The 14,846-nt window shown below is 76.1% G+C and carries 14 protein-coding genes; 7 read left to right on the forward strand and 7 right to left on the reverse strand.

From position 1 onward, the window contains the following. Window positions 1-3 precede the first annotated feature (3 nt). Both AB6N23_RS01605 and AB6N23_RS01610 read left to right on the forward strand, forming a co-directional pair. Window positions 4-1,032 carry a putative F420-0 ABC transporter permease subunit gene (locus AB6N23_RS01605; protein ID WP_412864105.1) on the forward strand — a complete coding sequence of 343 codons (1,029 nt, stop codon included), beginning with the start codon at window positions 4-6 and terminating at the stop codon, window positions 1,030-1,032. Beyond that, a complete protein-coding gene (locus AB6N23_RS01610) occupies window positions 1,023-1,832 on the forward strand; it encodes a putative F420-0 ABC transporter ATP-binding protein (RefSeq protein WP_412864107.1) in 810 nt (269 codons plus the stop codon). Before AB6N23_RS01605 ends, AB6N23_RS01610 begins: the two co-directional genes overlap by 10 nt. Window positions 1,833-1,860: 28 nt before the next feature. On the opposite strand, the gene AB6N23_RS01615 is transcribed toward AB6N23_RS01610, so the two are convergent. After that, the gene (locus AB6N23_RS01615; protein WP_412864109.1) at window positions 1,861-2,247 is read right to left on the reverse strand and encodes a DUF2750 domain-containing protein; all 387 of its coding nucleotides are present in this window, start codon (window positions 2,245-2,247) and stop codon (window positions 1,861-1,863) included. Next, window positions 2,244-2,681 carry a hypothetical protein gene (locus tag AB6N23_RS01620; RefSeq protein WP_412864111.1) on the reverse strand — a complete coding sequence of 146 codons (438 nt, stop codon included), beginning with the start codon at window positions 2,679-2,681 and terminating at the stop codon, window positions 2,244-2,246. The genes AB6N23_RS01615 and AB6N23_RS01620 overlap by 4 nt, the downstream gene beginning before the upstream one ends. A 152-nt stretch (window positions 2,682-2,833) precedes the next feature. Between AB6N23_RS01620 and AB6N23_RS01625 the strand changes: the two genes are divergently transcribed. Together AB6N23_RS01625 and AB6N23_RS01630 are read left to right on the forward strand one after the other, a co-directional pair. Next, window positions 2,834-3,403: an HhH-GPD-type base excision DNA repair protein gene (locus tag AB6N23_RS01625; protein ID WP_412864112.1), complete on the forward strand. Its 570-nt coding sequence runs from the start codon at window positions 2,834-2,836 to the stop codon at window positions 3,401-3,403. A gap of 166 nt (window positions 3,404-3,569) precedes the next feature. Next, window positions 3,570-4,844 (forward strand): DUF418 domain-containing protein, encoded by a 1,275-nt coding sequence (locus AB6N23_RS01630; RefSeq protein WP_412864114.1) that lies wholly within the window; start codon window positions 3,570-3,572, stop codon window positions 4,842-4,844. A 12-nt stretch (window positions 4,845-4,856) separates the two neighbouring features. On the opposite strand, the gene AB6N23_RS01635 is transcribed toward AB6N23_RS01630, so the two are convergent. The 4 genes from AB6N23_RS01635 to AB6N23_RS01650 all read right to left on the reverse strand — a co-directional run bounded on the left by AB6N23_RS01635 (window position 4,857) and on the right by AB6N23_RS01650 (window position 8,175). Continuing rightward, on the reverse strand, window positions 4,857-5,726 hold the full coding sequence (locus AB6N23_RS01635) for an alpha/beta hydrolase family protein (RefSeq protein WP_412864116.1): 870 nt from the start codon (window positions 5,724-5,726) through the stop codon (window positions 4,857-4,859). Window positions 5,727-5,917: 191 nt separating this feature from the next. Beyond that, window positions 5,918-6,706, reverse strand: coding sequence for a coenzyme F420-0:L-glutamate ligase (locus AB6N23_RS01640; RefSeq protein WP_412864118.1), 789 nt, complete (start codon window positions 6,704-6,706; stop codon window positions 5,918-5,920). Window positions 6,707-6,713: 7 nt separating this feature from the next. Further along, window positions 6,714-7,715, reverse strand: a complete 1,002-nt coding sequence (locus AB6N23_RS01645; RefSeq protein WP_412864120.1) for a TIGR03557 family F420-dependent LLM class oxidoreductase — start codon at window positions 7,713-7,715, stop codon at window positions 6,714-6,716. Window positions 7,716-7,794: 79 nt separating this feature from the next. Next, window positions 7,795-8,175: a zinc-binding dehydrogenase gene (locus tag AB6N23_RS01650; RefSeq protein ID WP_412864122.1), complete on the reverse strand. Its 381-nt coding sequence runs from the start codon at window positions 8,173-8,175 to the stop codon at window positions 7,795-7,797. Between AB6N23_RS01650 and AB6N23_RS01655 the strand changes: the two genes are divergently transcribed. Continuing rightward, on the forward strand, window positions 8,114-10,309 hold the full coding sequence (locus tag AB6N23_RS01655) for a PQQ-dependent sugar dehydrogenase (protein ID WP_412864124.1): 2,196 nt from the start codon (window positions 8,114-8,116) through the stop codon (window positions 10,307-10,309). The two genes, AB6N23_RS01650 and AB6N23_RS01655, sit on opposite strands and share 62 nt — an antisense overlap. Here AB6N23_RS01655 and AB6N23_RS01660 read toward each other — a convergent pair. Then, the gene (locus tag AB6N23_RS01660) at window positions 10,293-11,324 is read right to left on the reverse strand and encodes an EamA family transporter (protein WP_412864126.1); all 1,032 of its coding nucleotides are present in this window, start codon (window positions 11,322-11,324) and stop codon (window positions 10,293-10,295) included. The two genes, AB6N23_RS01655 and AB6N23_RS01660, sit on opposite strands and share 17 nt — an antisense overlap. 172 nt (window positions 11,325-11,496) lie before the next feature. Between AB6N23_RS01660 and AB6N23_RS01665 the strand changes: the two genes are divergently transcribed. Together AB6N23_RS01665 and valS are read left to right on the forward strand one after the other, a co-directional pair. Then, complete coding sequence (locus tag AB6N23_RS01665) at window positions 11,497-12,054, forward strand: CGNR zinc finger domain-containing protein (RefSeq protein ID WP_412864128.1); 558 nt, start codon at window positions 11,497-11,499, stop codon at window positions 12,052-12,054. Window positions 12,055-12,100: 46 nt separating this feature from the next. Continuing rightward, on the forward strand, window positions 12,101-14,761 hold the full coding sequence (gene valS / locus AB6N23_RS01670; RefSeq protein ID WP_412864130.1) for a valine--tRNA ligase: 2,661 nt from the start codon (window positions 12,101-12,103) through the stop codon (window positions 14,759-14,761). Window positions 14,762-14,846: the final 85 nt, after the last annotated feature.

Here is a 14,846-nt window from a genome sequence, read left to right on the forward strand (position 1 = left end):
CCCGTGGACCGTCCGCCCCTGCGCCCACCGCTGCCGCTGCTGCTCGCCGTCGGCGCCGCCCTGCTCGTCGTCAGCCTGCTCGTCACCGTGACGATCGGCCCGGCGGACCTCTCCGTCGGGGAGGTGGCGCGCGCGGTCGGCGGCCACCTCGGGCTGCCCGTCGCGGACGTGTCACGCCTGCACGACGCGATCGTGTGGGACCTGCGCCTGCCCCGCGTGCTCACCGCCGCCGCGGTCGGCGCGGGGCTGGCGGTCGCGGGCGCGGTCATGCAGTCGCTGACGCGCAACCCCCTCGCGGACCCGTACCTACTGGGGCTGTCGTCGGGCGCGTCGCTGGGGGCGGTCGCGGTGCTGGTGCTGGGCGTCGCGGTGCTGCTGCCCGTCGCGGCGTTCGCCGGGGCGCTCGCGGCGCTCGTCGCGACGCTCACGCTGGCCCGTACGAGCGGCACGCTGACGCCCGCGCGCGCGGTGCTCGCGGGCCTGGCGGTGTCGCAGCTCGCCGCGGCCGGCACGTCGTTCGTCATCTTCTGGACCGCGACCGGCGACTCGTACCGCGAGATCCTGTCGTGGCTCATGGGGTCGCTCGCGGGCGCGACGTGGTCCTCGGTCGCGATCGCGGGCGGCGCGCTCGTCGTCGTCGGGACGGTCCTGGTGGCCGCGGCGACGCGCCTGGACGCGTTCGCGTTCGGCGACACGTCCGCCGCCGCGCTCGGCATCGCGGTGGACCGCACCCGCTGGACCCTCATGACGCTCGTCGCGCTGCTGACGGGCGCGATGGTGGCGGTCAGCGGCGCGATCGGCTTCGTCGGGCTGATCCTCCCGCACGCCGTCTCGGTCGTGACGGGGCCCGCCCACCGGCGGCTGCTGCCGGTCGCGGGCGTCACCGGCGCGGTCTTCCTGGTGTGGGCGGACACGCTCGCCCGCACGGTGTTCGACCCGCGCGAGCTGCCGGTGGGCATCGTGACGGCGCTCGTGGGCGTGCCGGTGTTCGCGGTGCTGCTGCGCCGGGGTCGGGGGACGGCGTGGAGCTGAGGATCGACGGCGTCGGGACGCGCCTCGGCGGCCGCTGGGTGGTGGACGGCGTGGACGCCACGCCCCCGACGGGCGCGCTCACGGGACTCCTCGGGCCCAACGGCGCGGGCAAGACGACGCTCCTGCGGCTCGTCGCCGGGCTCCTGCCGCCGGAGCGCGGCGCCGTCCTCGTCACGGACCCGGACGCCGAGCCCGGTGAAGGCGCCACCGCACCGGCGGTCCCGGTGCACGCGCTGCCGCGACGCCGCCGAGCCCGGCACGTGGCGGTGCTCGAGCAGGAGTCGAACGCGACGGTGCCGCTCAGCGTGCGCGAGGTGGTCGCGCTCGGCCGCATCCCCTACCGGACGCTGTGGGGCACGGACTCCGACGAGGGCGCCGTCGACCGGGCGCTCGCCGCCGCCTCCGCGGCGCACCTGGCGGACCGCGCGTGGTCGACCCTGTCCGGCGGCGAACGGCAGCGGGTGCAGGTCGCCCGCGCGCTCGCGCAGGAGCCGGACCTGCTCCTGCTCGACGAGCCGACCAACCACCTCGACGTCAGCGCGCAGCTCTCGCTGCTCGCCTTCGTGCGCGACCTCGGCGTCACGACCGTCGCCGCGCTGCACGACCTCAACCTCGCCGCCGCGTTCTGCACGCACGTGCTCGTGCTCGCGGAGGGCCGGCTGGCCGCGGCCGGACCGCCCGAGGAGGTCCTGACCCCCGCGCTGCTGCGCGCGGTCTACCGCGTCGAGGCGGAGGTGCTCACGCACCCGACCACCGGCCGGCCGGTGATCGCCCTGACCGGGTGCGCATCCGGCGCCTGACGCGCGCGACGCGCACGGGCGTCGGGCGTCACCCCACGCCGGCCCCGCCCGTGCCCGTCCGCGGACCGGCGCGTCCGGCGACGACGAGCGCGTCCGCCAGCTCGTGCGGCTCCACCTCCGGCCCACGGGCGCGCACCCCGGACCAGTCCACGCCGACGCGCGCCCCGTCCCGGCCGAGCCCCGGCAACCACCGGCCGAGGAACGCCTCCAGGTCGACGGGCTCCGGGACGAGGCGGTGCTGCGCCGGGGCCCGCCGGGCGACGGTCGCCGCCAGCGCGCGGCTCGACCAGAACGGCATGGCCGCGCGTCCGCCGTCCGCGGCGGCGACCGAGACGTACCCGTCGGCGTCGCGGAGCACCCACACGCACCCGGCGGCGACCGCGGCCGCGCAGAACGCGCCGACCCCGGCCGTCACGCCGGACCCGCCGGCTCGTCGAGGAGCCGCGCACGCGTCCGCCGGTAGCCCGGCAGCGACGCCGCCACGCGGTCCAGCCAGGCGCCGCCCGGGCCGCCGGTGAACCCGACGCCGTCGCCGTCCTCCAGCCAGCTGCCCGACGCCAGCCGGCCGATGCGCCACCGCACCAGCCACAGGTCCCCGGCGACGGCGGCGGCGACGAGCCGCACCAGCGTGCCGACCGTCGCGTCGTGCGTCTCGAACGCGTGCCCGTGCGGCTCGACGAGCACGGCCCAGTACCCGTCCAGGTCCTCCGCCTCCACGGTCCAGCCGTGCCGGGGCACGCCGACGCGCCACAGCGGTCCGTCCCAGTGCTCCTCGACGACGTCGTCCCCCCAGCGCCGCAGCACCTGCTCGCGCAGCGCCACGACGCGCGCGTTCGTCAGGGACTCCATCGCGGTCCCCGTCGTCCGCCCGCCGCGGCCACGCGCCCCGATCCGGTCATTCCTCCCCCTGACTCCAGTTCAGCACCGCCGCGACCTGACGGCGTGCCCAGTGTGCAGGGAGGTGCGTGCCGGTGGAAGCCGGGTGCGCGAGGATGACCCGTATGGCGCTCTGGATGACGGGTGACGCGGCGGCCGACCGCCTGCTGGACGACGACCCCTTCGCACTGCTGCTCGGCATGCTGCTCGACCAGCAGGTGGCGATGGAGACGGCGTTCGCCGGGCCGGCGAAGATCGCCGACCGGATGGGCGGGCTCGACCCGCGGCGTGTCGCCGACGCGGACCCGGAGGCGTTCGCGGCGCTCTGCGCGACACCGCCCGCGGTGCACCGCTACCCCGGCTCGATGGCCGGCCGCATCCAGGCGGTCGCGCGCGCCGTGGTCGACGCGTACGACGGCGACGTGACGCGCCTGTGGACCGACGGCGACCCCGACGGCGCCACGGTGCTGCGGCGGCTCAGGGCCCTGCCCGGTTTCGGCGACCAGAAGGCCCGGATCTTCCTCGCACTGCTCGGCAAGCAGCGCGGCGTCACGCCCGCCGGCTGGCGCGAGGCCGCCGGCGCGTACGGCGACGACGAGTTCCGCTCGATCGCCGACGTCCGGGACCAGGTCTCGCTCGGCAGGGTCCGGGAGACGAAGAAGGCGGCGAAGGCGGCGGCGAAGGCGGCACGCTGACGCCCGCGCCGGGAGCGCGGGCCGCCAGGGGGCGTCGGCGCGTCCACCGGTCGGCCGACCTCGGCGGGGCCCGCACGACGGAGCCGCGGGTCACCCCGGCGACGGAGGACGAGACCCACCTCACGACCGAGGCGTGCGTCCCGTCCGGTTCGCCAGGATGGTGCCCATGAGCACGCCCACACCGCCGGGGCCCGCCCCGCACCCGCCCGCGGCGCACCCGCCGGCACCGGTCCCGCCCTCGCCGGCCCTGTCCGTCGCACCTGTCGCGCTCGCCGACCGCGCCGTCGCTCCCGACGTCGCACGCGGCCTCGCGCTGCTCGGCATCGCGATCGCCAACTCGGTGCTGCACCTGTGGGGCGTCCAGGTCGGCGCCGGGAGCCGGCCGGTGGACGGCTCGACGCTCGACCGCGTCGTCGACGGCGTCGTCTCGCTGTTCGTCGACCGGCGGACCATGCCGATGTTCGCGCTGCTCTACGGGTACGGCATCGGCGTCGTCGTGCGGCGGCGGGCCGCCGCGTGGGTGCCGTGGCCCGCGTGCCGCGCCGACCTGCTGCGCCGTGCCGCGTGGCTCGTCGTGTTCGGCGTCGTGCACATCCTGCTGCTGTTCGGGGGCGACATCCTCGCGATCTACGGCGTGGCAGGCCTCGTCGCCGTCCCGCTCGTCCGCGCGCCGGGCCGCCGCCTGGCCGTGGTGGGCGGGATCGCGCTCGTGGTCTCCGGCGTCCTCATGGGCGCGGTCCAGACCCTCGCGGCCTGGTCCGCCACCCAGCCCGACCTCATGGGCCAGTCGGACGTGCTGGCGTCGTCCGAGAGCTCGGTGCTCGGCGCGATGCTGCTGCGCTCGGCGTCCGTGCTGATCGCGCCGCTGGGCGCGGTGGCGGCACTGCCGCTCGTTCTCCTCGGACTGTGGTTCGCGCGGCGCGGCGTGCTGGAGGACCCGGCGGCGCACCTGCCGCTGCTGCGCCGGTGGGTGGTGGGCGGCCTGGCGGTGAGCGTCGTCGGCGGCCTGCCGATGGCGCTGGCGGTGGCGCGGGTGTGGGCACCGGACGCCGGCGAGCTGTTCGGCGTGGCGGCCCTGCACGAGGTCAGCGGCACCGCGGGTGGCGTGGCGTTCGCGGCGCTCGTCGCGTGGGTCGTCGTGGCGCGCCGCAGCACGGTCGCGACGCTCGGCCCGGCGGGGCGCGCGCTGCGCGCCGTCGGGGTCCGGTCGCTCACCTGCTACCTGCTGCAGTCGGTGCTGTTCGTCCTCCCGCTGGCCGCGTGGGCGGGCGGGCTCGGCGAGCACCTGTCCTCGGCCGGCGTGGTCGCGTGGGCCGTCGGGGTGTGGCTCGTCACCGTGGCCGTCGCCGTCGCCCTCGAGCGGGCGGGACGCCGCGGACCGGCCGAGGTGCTGTACCGCCGCCTCGTCTACCGTCCGCGCGCGTCCGCGCCCGCCCGCTGAGTGCGCAGCCCGTCAGGACGGGCACACCGACCGCACCTCGGAGTACGCCGACCCCGACGGCGCGGGGCAGACGAACGGCGCGTAGCGCAGGTCGTCGTCGACGAACCGCTTGAGCCACGCGATGCTGTTGCGGGCGATGGTCGTGTTCGACACGACCGGCGCGTAGTGGCTGGCGCCGCGCAGCTCCAGGTACGTCTTCGGGGTGCTCGCGGGGATGGACTCGTAGAACGGCTCCGCGTGCGTCCGCACCGACGCCACGGAGTCGTTCTGCGCCCCGATGACGAGGGTCGGCGTCGTGATCTCCGGCCACGACTTGTCGATGTTCCACGGCGTCAGCGGGATCGCCGCCTGCAGCGTCGGGGCGTCCTTGGCGGCCTCCAGCGCACCGCCGCCGCCCATCGAGTGCCCCATGACCGCGAGCCGCGCCGGGTCGACGCGGGTCCGCACGGGGCTGCTGGTCGTCAGGTGGCGCAGGGCGGCGAGCAGCTGGTCGCCGCGCGAGGACGGCTGGTCGCTGGTGCGCGTGGTGTCGATCGTGAACACGACGAAGCCCTGCGACGCGAGGCGCGGGCCGAGCCACGCGATGCTCGACTGCCGGGCGGTGTAGCCGGGCGAGACGGCGACGGCGCCGAACGTGCCCTGCGACTGGTCGGACGGGTAGTAGATCGTGCCGCCGCCGAAGCCGGACACGCTGTACCGGGACACCGTGACCTGCTCGACGGTGAACGGGCCACGCGTCGCCTCGAGGGAGGACGCGGTCGGGGCGGGGCCGCGCTCGTACGGGTTGGCGGCGGTGGCGTGGGCGGGCGCCGCGGCGCCGCCCAGGAGGGCGGCCGTGAGGGCCGCGACGAGCAGACGGACGGGGGTCGGACGAGGACGCACGAGAGTCTCCTGGGTGGAGTCAGGACGGTGGACGACTCGAGTCGTCTTCGACGATAACTCCGCTCGCACCGATGCGGAACGACGCGTCCCGGATCTCACCCACGCACCCGTCCGACCACGCGGAAGCCCTGCTCACGGACGGCTGACCTGCACGGACGTCCGACACCGGGCCCACCGGAGCGGTGCGTCGCTCAGCGCTCGTCGGCCGCGAGCGCGTCCTTCCACCCCTGCGCGTACGCCTCGGCGGAGCCCTGGTGGAACATGTCGTCCGGACCGGTGCGCACGAGGAGGCGCGCCCCCGGACCGTCGTCGGCCGTGACGAGGTGGCCCACGCCCCGCACCACGGCGACCGGCCGGCCGGCGGCCTTGCCCTTGACCAGCTCGGCGGCGCTCGCGAGCTCGTCCGCCACGGCGGCGACCGTCATCGTCAGGGGCCGGCCGTGGGAGTCGAGCTGGCCCCGCAGGTCGTCGAGCACCTGGACGCCGGCCGCGCCGATCGCGAGGTCGGTCACGCCCTGCCGCCACGGCCGCCCGGCGGTGTCGGTGACGACGACGCCGAGCAACACGCCGTGGTGCGCCTGCAGCCCGGCGCGCAGCGCCCGGGCCGAGGCGTCGGGGTCCACCGGCAGCAGCAGCACGGTGCCCTCGGGGGTGTTCGACGCGTCGACACCCGCCGCGGCCATGACGAGCCCCAGCCGGTTCTCGACGATGCGGGTCACCCCGCCCGGGTGCTCGCGGGTGGCGACGACGCGCACCGTCTCGTCGGTGATGGCCTGCTCGCGGTCGTCGGCGGCGACCACCCGCCCCTCCGCCTTCGACAGCACCTTGCTCGTCACGACGAGCACGTCGCCGTCCGCGAGCGCGTGCGACGGCTCGGCGGCGGCGTCCGCGTCGAGGGCGGCCGCCAGCAGGGCGACGAGGTCGTCGCCCGGGACGACCTCGGGGACGCCGTCCGGCGCCCACACGCGCAGCTCGGTCACCGGACCGTCACCGCACCAGCTTCGGCAGCACGTCGCGGCCGAACACCTCGACCCACTCGCGCTGGTTGCGGCCCACGTTGTGCAGGTAGATGCGGTCGAAGCCGAGGTCGACGTACTTCTGGATCTCGGCGCGGTGGACGTCGGGGTCCGCCGAGATCACCATGCGCCCCTGGAAGTCCTCGGGACGGACCAGCTTGGCCATCTGCTCGAAGTCGAACGGCGAGCGGATGTCGGCCTTGGGGAACTTCATGCCGCCGTTGGGCCACTCGTGCACCGCGTTCGCGAGCGCCTGCTCGTCGGTCTCCGCCCACGACAGGTGCAGCTGCAGCACCTTCGGCATCGCGTCGGGGTCCTTGCCGGCCTCGCGCGCGCCCTCGGCGAACTTGCCGAAGAGGCCGGAGATCTTCTCGAGCGGCGCGCCGACCGTGATGATCCCGTCCGCGTGCTTGCCGGTGCGCTTGGCGGTCACCGGGCCGGCCGTGGCCACGAGGATCTCGGGCGCCTCCTCCGGCATGGTCCACAGGCGCGTCGACTCGAGCTTGTAGAACGGCCCCGCGTGCTTGACGTCCTTTCCGGCGAGCGACGCGGTGAACAGCTTCTTGATGATCTCGATCGCCTCGAACATGCGGTTGATCCGCTCGGGCGCCTCGGGCCAGTAGCCGGCCACGACGTGCTCGTTGAGCGCCTCGCCGGAGCCCAGGCCCAGCCAGTGGCGCCCCGGGTACATCGCGGCCAGCGTGGCGGACGCCTGCGCGACCATCGCCGGGTGCCACCGGAAGGTCGGCGCCGTGACGCCCGGCCCCATGTCACCGGTCGTGCGCTCGCCGATCGCCGTCAGCACGTTCCACACGAACGACGACTGGCCCTGCGCGGGCACCCACGGCTGGAAGTGGTCGGCGGCCATGACGCCGGAGAAGCCGTGCTGCTCCGCGTACGCCGAGAGCTCGACCGCCTCCCGGGGGTGGAACTGCTCCAGCATCGCCGCGTACCCGACCGTCAGGTCAGCCATCCGTCGTCCTCCACGTGGGTGTCGTCGCGGCGCCCCGGGGCACCGCCTCTCGTGACGATACGCGGTCGCGCGGGGCTGCTCAGGGCAGGAGCAGGACCGTGCCCGCCTTGTGCCCCGCCTCCACGTAGGCGTGCGCGTCCGCGGCCTGCGCGAGCGGCCACGTGCGGTCGATCACGCCGCGCACGGCACCCGTCCCGGCGCTCCACGACGTCCGCGGCCCGGGCGGCCGCCGGCCGCAGCCCCGTGAAGGCGATGGCGGCGGACCGACGTCGAGCCGCCTCGGCAGCGCGTCGTACGGCGACCACCCGTGCTGAACCGCTTCAGAGCCGCCGCGGGCCTTGCCGACCGGCGGCGTGCGGCGGAGGGTCACGAGCAGCCGCGCCCGAAGGGACCCGACGATGCCGCCGACCACGCCCGCACCCGACCACCGACCCGCGCCCGCCGCACCTCGGCGCCGCACGCCGCTGCACGACCTGCTGCACCCCCCGCTCCCCGACCTGCTGCAGGCCCGGCGCCGCCTCCTGGCGGGGGTCCTCGTCGCCGTGCTCGCCGCGCTCGGCGTCCCGGCGGCCGCCGCGCCGGCCACCGCCGCGACCGTCGACCCGGGGCGCTGGTACGTGCTCGTCAACCGGCACAGCGGCAAGGCGCTCGACGTCGGCGGGGCGTCCACGGCGGACGGCGCCGCGCTCGTCCAGACGACGCGCGACGGCCGGGCGTCGCAGCAGTGGCGGTTCGTCGACGCCGGCGACGGCTGGTACTCGCTGCGCGCGCGGCACTCCGGCAAGGCCGTCGAGGTCGCCGACGCGTCCCGCACGCGCGGCGCCGCCGCGGTCCAGGCGACCGCGGGCACCGCGGCCCACCAGCAGGTCCGGCTCCTCGACTCCCCCGACGGGCACGTGCGGCTCGCCCTGCGGCACAGCGGGATGGTCCTCGACGTCCGCGACGCCTCGCGCGCCGACGGCGCCCGCGTCATCCAGTGGCGGGACCACGGCGGGGCCAACGAGCAGTGGCGGCTGGAGCCCGTGGGCGCCGACACCGCGGCACCGACCGCCCCGGGCGGGCTGCGCGTCACCGGCCTCACGTGCACGGCCGCGACGCTGACGTGGTCCGCCGCGACCGACGACGTCGGCGTCACCGCCTACGACGTCTACCACGACGGCCAGCACATGCTCAGCGTCCCCGCGCCGACGACGAGCACGCCGCTCACCCTCGTGCCCGGCGTCACATGGGGCCTGTACGTCAACGCGCGCGACGCCGCGGGCAACGTGTCGCAGGCCAGCCCGACGCTCGAGCTCGCGGTGCCGCCGTGCCAGACGGACACGACCGCCCCGACCACGCCCACCGGCGTGACCGCGAGCGCCGCGGGCACGTCCGTCACGGTGCGGTGGACCGCCTCGACCGACGCGGTCGGGGTCACCTGGTACGAGGTGCTGCGCGACGGCGCCGTCGTGGGTCAGGTGCCCGGGTCCGCGACGTCGTTCGTCGACTCCGGGCTGGCGCCCGCCACGGCGTACGCCTACACGGTCCGGGCGCGCGACCAGGCGGGCAACCGCTCCCCGTCGTCCGCCGCCGCCCGCGTGACGACCGGCTCCGGGTGCAGCAGCGCGATCTGCTCCGTGCGCACGGTCGCGACGGACCGCGACCTGCCGTGGGGCCTCGTCGAGCTGCCCGACGGCTCCGTGCTCTACGGACGCCGCGACGCGGGGCAGGTCGTCCGCCTCGAACCGGCGACGGGGGCCACCCGGGTTGTCGGGACCCTGCCCGGGCTCGTCGGCACGGACGGGGAGGGCGGGCTGCTCGGCCTGGCGGTCGCCGGGGACTTCACGGCCGACCCCTGGCTGTACGTCATGCACACGACCGCGACGGACAACCGCGTGGTCCGCGTGCGGTACGTCGACGGCGCGCTGTCCGGGACGCCGCAGGTGCTCGTGCAGGGCATCCCGCGGAACAAGTACCACAACGGCGGACGCCTGCGGTTCGGGCCGGACGGCATGCTGTACGTCGCCACGGGCGACGGGCAGAACCCGCAGTGGGCGCAGGACACGGCGAACCTCGCCGGCAAGGTGCTGCGCATCCACCCCGACGGGCGCGTCCCGGCGGACAACCCGTTCGGCAACGCGGTCTGGAGCTACGGCCACCGCAACCCGCAGGGTCTCGCGTTCGACTCGCGCGGGCGGCTGTGGCAGCAGGAGTTCGGCAACTCCGTGATGGACGAGACGAACCTGGTCGTGCGCGGCGGCAACTACGGCTGGCCGCAGTGCGAGGGCACGAGCGGCAGCTGCTCCGCGCCCGGGCTCGTCGCGCCGAGGCTGACCACGCCGGTCGCCGCGGCGTCCTGCTCGGGCATCGCCGTCGTGCGCGACACGCTGTGGATCGCCTGCCTGCGCGGCACGCGTCTCTACCGCGCGACCATCACGGCCGACGGGTCGCTGACCGGGGTGCAGTCCCTGCTGCAGGGGACCTACGGCCGCCTGCGCACGGTCGAGCCCGGCGCCGGCGGGACGCTGTGGGTCACGACGAGCACGCGCGGCGACAAGGACTCGGTGGCGGACAACAGCGACGAGCGGGTCCTGCGGCTCACGCTCGGGGGGTGACGGCGGCGCCGGCGGGCGGGACGTCGGCGGGCGGGACGTCGGTCGGCGGTGCGACGGCGGCCGGTGCGACCTCCGCCGCGGGCACCGGCGCGGCCCCGGAGCCGACGTCGCGGTCCGCGCCGCGCCGCACCACCGCGACGCCGGCGACGACCAGCGCCGCCCCGACCACCTGGACGCCGCTCGGCGCCTCGGCCAGCAGCACCCAGGCGAGCAGGACGGCGAACAGCACCTCGGACAGGGCGAGGAACGACGCGACGCGCTCCCCCAGCAGGCGCACGGACGCCGCCGACACCCCGTACGCGACCGCGGTGGGGAGCACCCCGACGACGGCGAGCGGCACCGCCCAGTGCACGGTGGTGCCGAGCACGTCGACGCGCACGTCCGGCGCCGCGACCGGCAGCACGCCCACGAGCGCGAGCAGCCCGACCGTGGCGGCGCCGACCGCCATCGCGGCCCCGGCGAGCGTCACGGGCGGCAGGGCGATCGGGCGGGCCGTGAGCGCGAAGTAGGCGGCGTTGCCGACCGCGGCGCCGAGCGCGAACAGGAGCCCGAGCGGGTCGAGGGTCACGGCGCCCGTGACGTCCAGGACGAGCACGAGGCCGCCCATGGCGAGCGCGGCCCCGACGAGGGTCGTGCGGGAGGGGGCACGCCGGCTGCGCACCCACCCCCACAGGACGAGCAGGAGCGGCCCGGTGAACTCCACGAGCAGCGCGACGGCGACGGGCAGCCGGTCGACGGCGAGGAAGTAGAGCGTCGCGGCGCCGGCCACGCCCATCACCCCGAGGCCGACGACCGTGCCGGCGTCCGCGCGCAGCACGGACCAGCGCCCCCGCAGCGCCCACAGGGCGGGGCCCGCGAGCAGCAGCGCCCCGAGGGTCAGGCGGACGACGATCGCGGCGCCCGGCGACCACCCGGCGGCGAGCAGCGGCTTGACCACCGGGCCGCTCGTGGCGAAGGCGAGCGCGGCCAGCAGCCCCGCGACGATCCCTGCGCTGCGCGCACGCGTGCCCTGCACGTGGGTCTCCCGACACCCGGGCCCGCGGTCGCGGGCGGACGGACGCGCCGGCCGGCGGCCGTCGCGGCGAGGCGGTGACGCGTCCCGGGGGCCCCGGTGCCCGGTGTGCCGGGCCAGGTGTCATCCGCTCCTATGCTCGTGACGCTACGGCGCCGTCGCGACAGGAGTCAACGTGCTTTTCGCCCATGACACCGAGGCCAACCTCCGGGCGGCCGCCGACCTGGTGAACACGGCACGGCGGCGGGACGGCACGGACGCCCTCGCCTCGGTCGCCGACGTGGCGGCCTACCGGGCGCGCTGGCTCTACACGGGCCCGCACGGCGGGGACGCGGCCGAGCTCGTAGCCGTGCGCGCCGCCCGGGACCGCGTCGGCACGCTGTGGGGCGCCGACCGCGACGCGGCGGCCGACGCGGTCAACGCGATGCTGCGCGACGCGCGGGCGGTGCCGTCGCTCGTCCGGCACGACCACATGGACTGGCACCTGCACGCGACCGCCGACGACGCCCCGCTCGCCTCCGTCGTCCTCGCCGAGACCGCGCTCGCCGCCGCCGACCTCGTGCGGTCCGACGAGTGGGACCGCATGGGCACCTGTGCCGCCGACGACTGCACCGCGGTGCTCGTCGACCTGTCCCGCAACCGGTCGCGGCGGTTCTGCGACGTCAACGGCTGCGGCAACCGCGCGCACGTCGCGGCGTACCGGGCGCGGCGCGCCGGCCGCGAGGACGCCTGACCCGTCGCGTCGGGGCGGTGCGGCGCGCGTGGAAGGATGTGTGCCCATGACCGACCTGACCTCACGTCCCGACGCCCCGACGAGCGCCCCCGCCCGCCAGGTACCGGACAAGGTCACCGTCGACGGGCTCGAGGAGCGCTGGGACGGCGCGTGGACCGCCGCCGGCGCGTACTCCTTCGACCGCTCGAAGGAGCGCGCGCAGGTGTACTCGATCGACACCCCGCCGCCCACGGTCTCCGGCTCGCTGCACGTGGGCCACGTCTTCTCGTTCACGCACACCGACGTCGTCGCGCGCTACCGCCGCATGCGTGGCGCCGAGGTCTTCTACCCCATGGGCTGGGACGACAACGGGCTGCCCACCGAGCGCCGCGTGCAGAACTACTACGGCGTGCGCTGCGACCCGTCGCTGCCCTACGACCCCGATCTCACGCCGCCGCACCAGGGCACGGACGGCAAGGCCGTGAAGCCGGGCGACCAGGTGCCGGTGTCCCGCCGCAACTTCATCGAGCTGTGCGAGCGCCTGACGGCCGAGGACGAGCAGCAGTTCGAGGCGCTGTGGCGCCGGCTGGGCCTGTCCGTCGACTGGTCGCTGACCTACCAGACGATCGGGCGCAAGGCCCGCGCGGTGTCGCAGCGGGCCTTCCTGCGCAACCTCGAGCGCGGCGAGGCGTACCAGGCGGAGGCGCCGGGTCTGTGGGACGTGACGTTCCAGACGGCGGTCGCGCAGGCCGAGCTCGAGGCGCGCGACTACCCGGGCGCCTTCCACAAGGTCGCCTTCCACCGCCCCGACGGCGAGGCCGTCGTCATCGAGACGACGCGTCCGGAGCTGCTGCCCGCCTGCGTCGCGCTCATCGCCCACCCGGACGACGAGCGCTACCAGCACCTGTTCGGCACCACCGTGACCAGCCCGCTGTTCGGCGTCGAGCTCCCCGTGCTCGCGCACCCGGCCGCGGAGCCCGACAAGGGCGCGGGCATCGCCATGTGCTGCACGTTCGGGGACCTGACGGACGTGCAGTGGTGGCGCGAGCTGCGCCTGCCGACGCGCTCGGTGGTCGGCCGCGACGGCCGCCTCCTGCGCGACGTCCCCGAGTGGATCGCGGTCGAGGACGGCCGCGCGCTGTACGGCGAGATCGCCGGGAGGACGACGTTCTCGGCGCGCGAGACGCTCGTCGCCGCGCTGCGGGACTCGGGCGACCTGCTCGGCGAGCCCGTCGCGACGCAGCGCAAGGCGAACTTCTACGAGAAGGGCGACAAGCCGCTCGAGATCGTCACGAGCCGTCAGTGGTACATCCGCAACGGCGGTCGCGACGAGGACCTGCGCACGGCCCTGCTCGCGCGCGGCGCGGAGCTCGGCTTCCACCCCGACTTCATGCGGGTGCGCTACGAGAACTGGGTCGGCGGCCTCAACGGCGACTGGCTGGTGTCGCGCCAGCGCTTCTTCGGCGTGCCGTTCCCGGTGTGGTACCCGCTCGACGAGGCCGGCGAGCCCCGCTACGACGCGCCGATCACGCCCGACGAGGCGTCGCTGCCGATCGACCCGACGAGCGACGTGCCCCCGGGCTACACGGCCGAGCAGCGCGGCGCGCCCGGCGGCTTCGTCGCCGACCCCGACGTCATGGACACGTGGGCGACCAGCTCCCTGACGCCGCAGATCGTGTGCGGCTGGCTGGACGACCCGGACCTGTTCGCGCGCACGTTCCCCATGGACCTGCGTCCGCAGGGCCAGGACATCATCCGGACCTGGCTGTTCTCGAGCGTGGTGCGCGCGCACCTGGAGAACGGCTCGCTGCCGTGGACGGACGCCGCGATCAGCGGCTGGATCCTCGACCCCGACCGCAAGAAGATGAGCAAGTCCAAGGGCAACGTCGTCACGCCGCTGGGCCTGCTCGAGGAGCACGGCTCCGACGCGGTGCGGTACTGGGCGGCCTCGGCGCGCCTCGGCACCGACGCGGCGTTCGAGGTCGGCCAGATGAAGATCGGCCGCCGCCTCGCCATCAAGGTGCTCAACGCCAGCAAGTTCGTGCTGTCGTTCGGCGACCCGACCGAGCCGGTGGTCACCGACCCGGCCCTCGTCACCGAGACGCTCGACCGCGCGATGCTCGCGGGCCTCGCGCAGGTGGTCGAGACGGCCACGGCCGCGCTCGAGTCCTACGACCACACGCGCGCGCTGGAGACGACGGAGACGTTCTTCTGGACGTTCTGCGACGACTACCTCGAGCTGGTCAAGGACCGCGCGTACGGGGCGGGCGCCGCGGCCGGCGAGGTCCCGGCGGCGACCGCCTCGGCGCGCGCCGCCCTCGGGATCGCCCTCGACACCCTGCTGCGGCTGTTCGCGCCGGTGCTGCCGTTCGCGACCGAGGAGGTCTGGTCGTGGTGGCGCGAGGGCTCGGTGCACCGCGCGCCGTGGCCGACCGCCGAGCCGCTGCGTGCGGCGGCCGGTGACGCGGACGCGGGCGTGGTCGCCGCGGCGGGTGCCGCGCTGGCGGCGCTGCGCAAGGTGAAGTCGGAGGCCAAGGTGTCGATGCGCACGCCGATCGAGCACGCGGTGCTCGTGGTGCCCGGCGCCCTGCGCGCGGCCGTCGAGGTCGCGCTGGACGACGTGCGGTCCGCGGGCCGCGCCACGGGCACGCTCGAGCTCGCGGAGGCCGACGGCGACGCCGTCGTCGCGCGCGACGCCCGCCTGGGCGAGGCCGTCGCGCGCTCCTGACCCGGACGCCGTGGCCGGTCCCCGGGACCGGCCACGGTGCCGCCGAGCGCGGCCGGTGGGACGCTGGTCCCGTGCCCACCCGATT

The sequence above is a fragment of the Cellulomonas pasadenensis genome, assembly GCF_047229365.1.
Taxonomy (GTDB): Bacteria; Actinomycetota; Actinomycetes; order Actinomycetales; family Cellulomonadaceae; genus Cellulomonas.

Excerpts from the sequence above, each read along its gene's own strand:
- AB6N23_RS01620 (WP_412864111.1), bottom strand. The coding sequence starts at position 2,681 with ATGGAGTCCCTGACGAACGCGCGCGTCGTGGCGCTGCGCGAGCAGGTG.
- AB6N23_RS01625 (WP_412864112.1), top strand. The coding sequence starts at position 2,834 with ATGGCGCTCTGGATGACGGGTGACGCGGCGGCCGACCGCCTGCTGGAC.
- AB6N23_RS01630 (WP_412864114.1), top strand. The coding sequence starts at position 3,570 with ATGAGCACGCCCACACCGCCGGGGCCCGCCCCGCACCCGCCCGCGGCG.
- AB6N23_RS01645 (WP_412864120.1), bottom strand. The coding sequence starts at position 7,715 with ATGGCTGACCTGACGGTCGGGTACGCGGCGATGCTGGAGCAGTTCCAC.
- AB6N23_RS01655 (WP_412864124.1), top strand. The coding sequence starts at position 8,114 with ATGCCGCCGACCACGCCCGCACCCGACCACCGACCCGCGCCCGCCGCA.
- valS (WP_412864130.1), top strand. The coding sequence starts at position 12,101 with ATGACCGACCTGACCTCACGTCCCGACGCCCCGACGAGCGCCCCCGCC.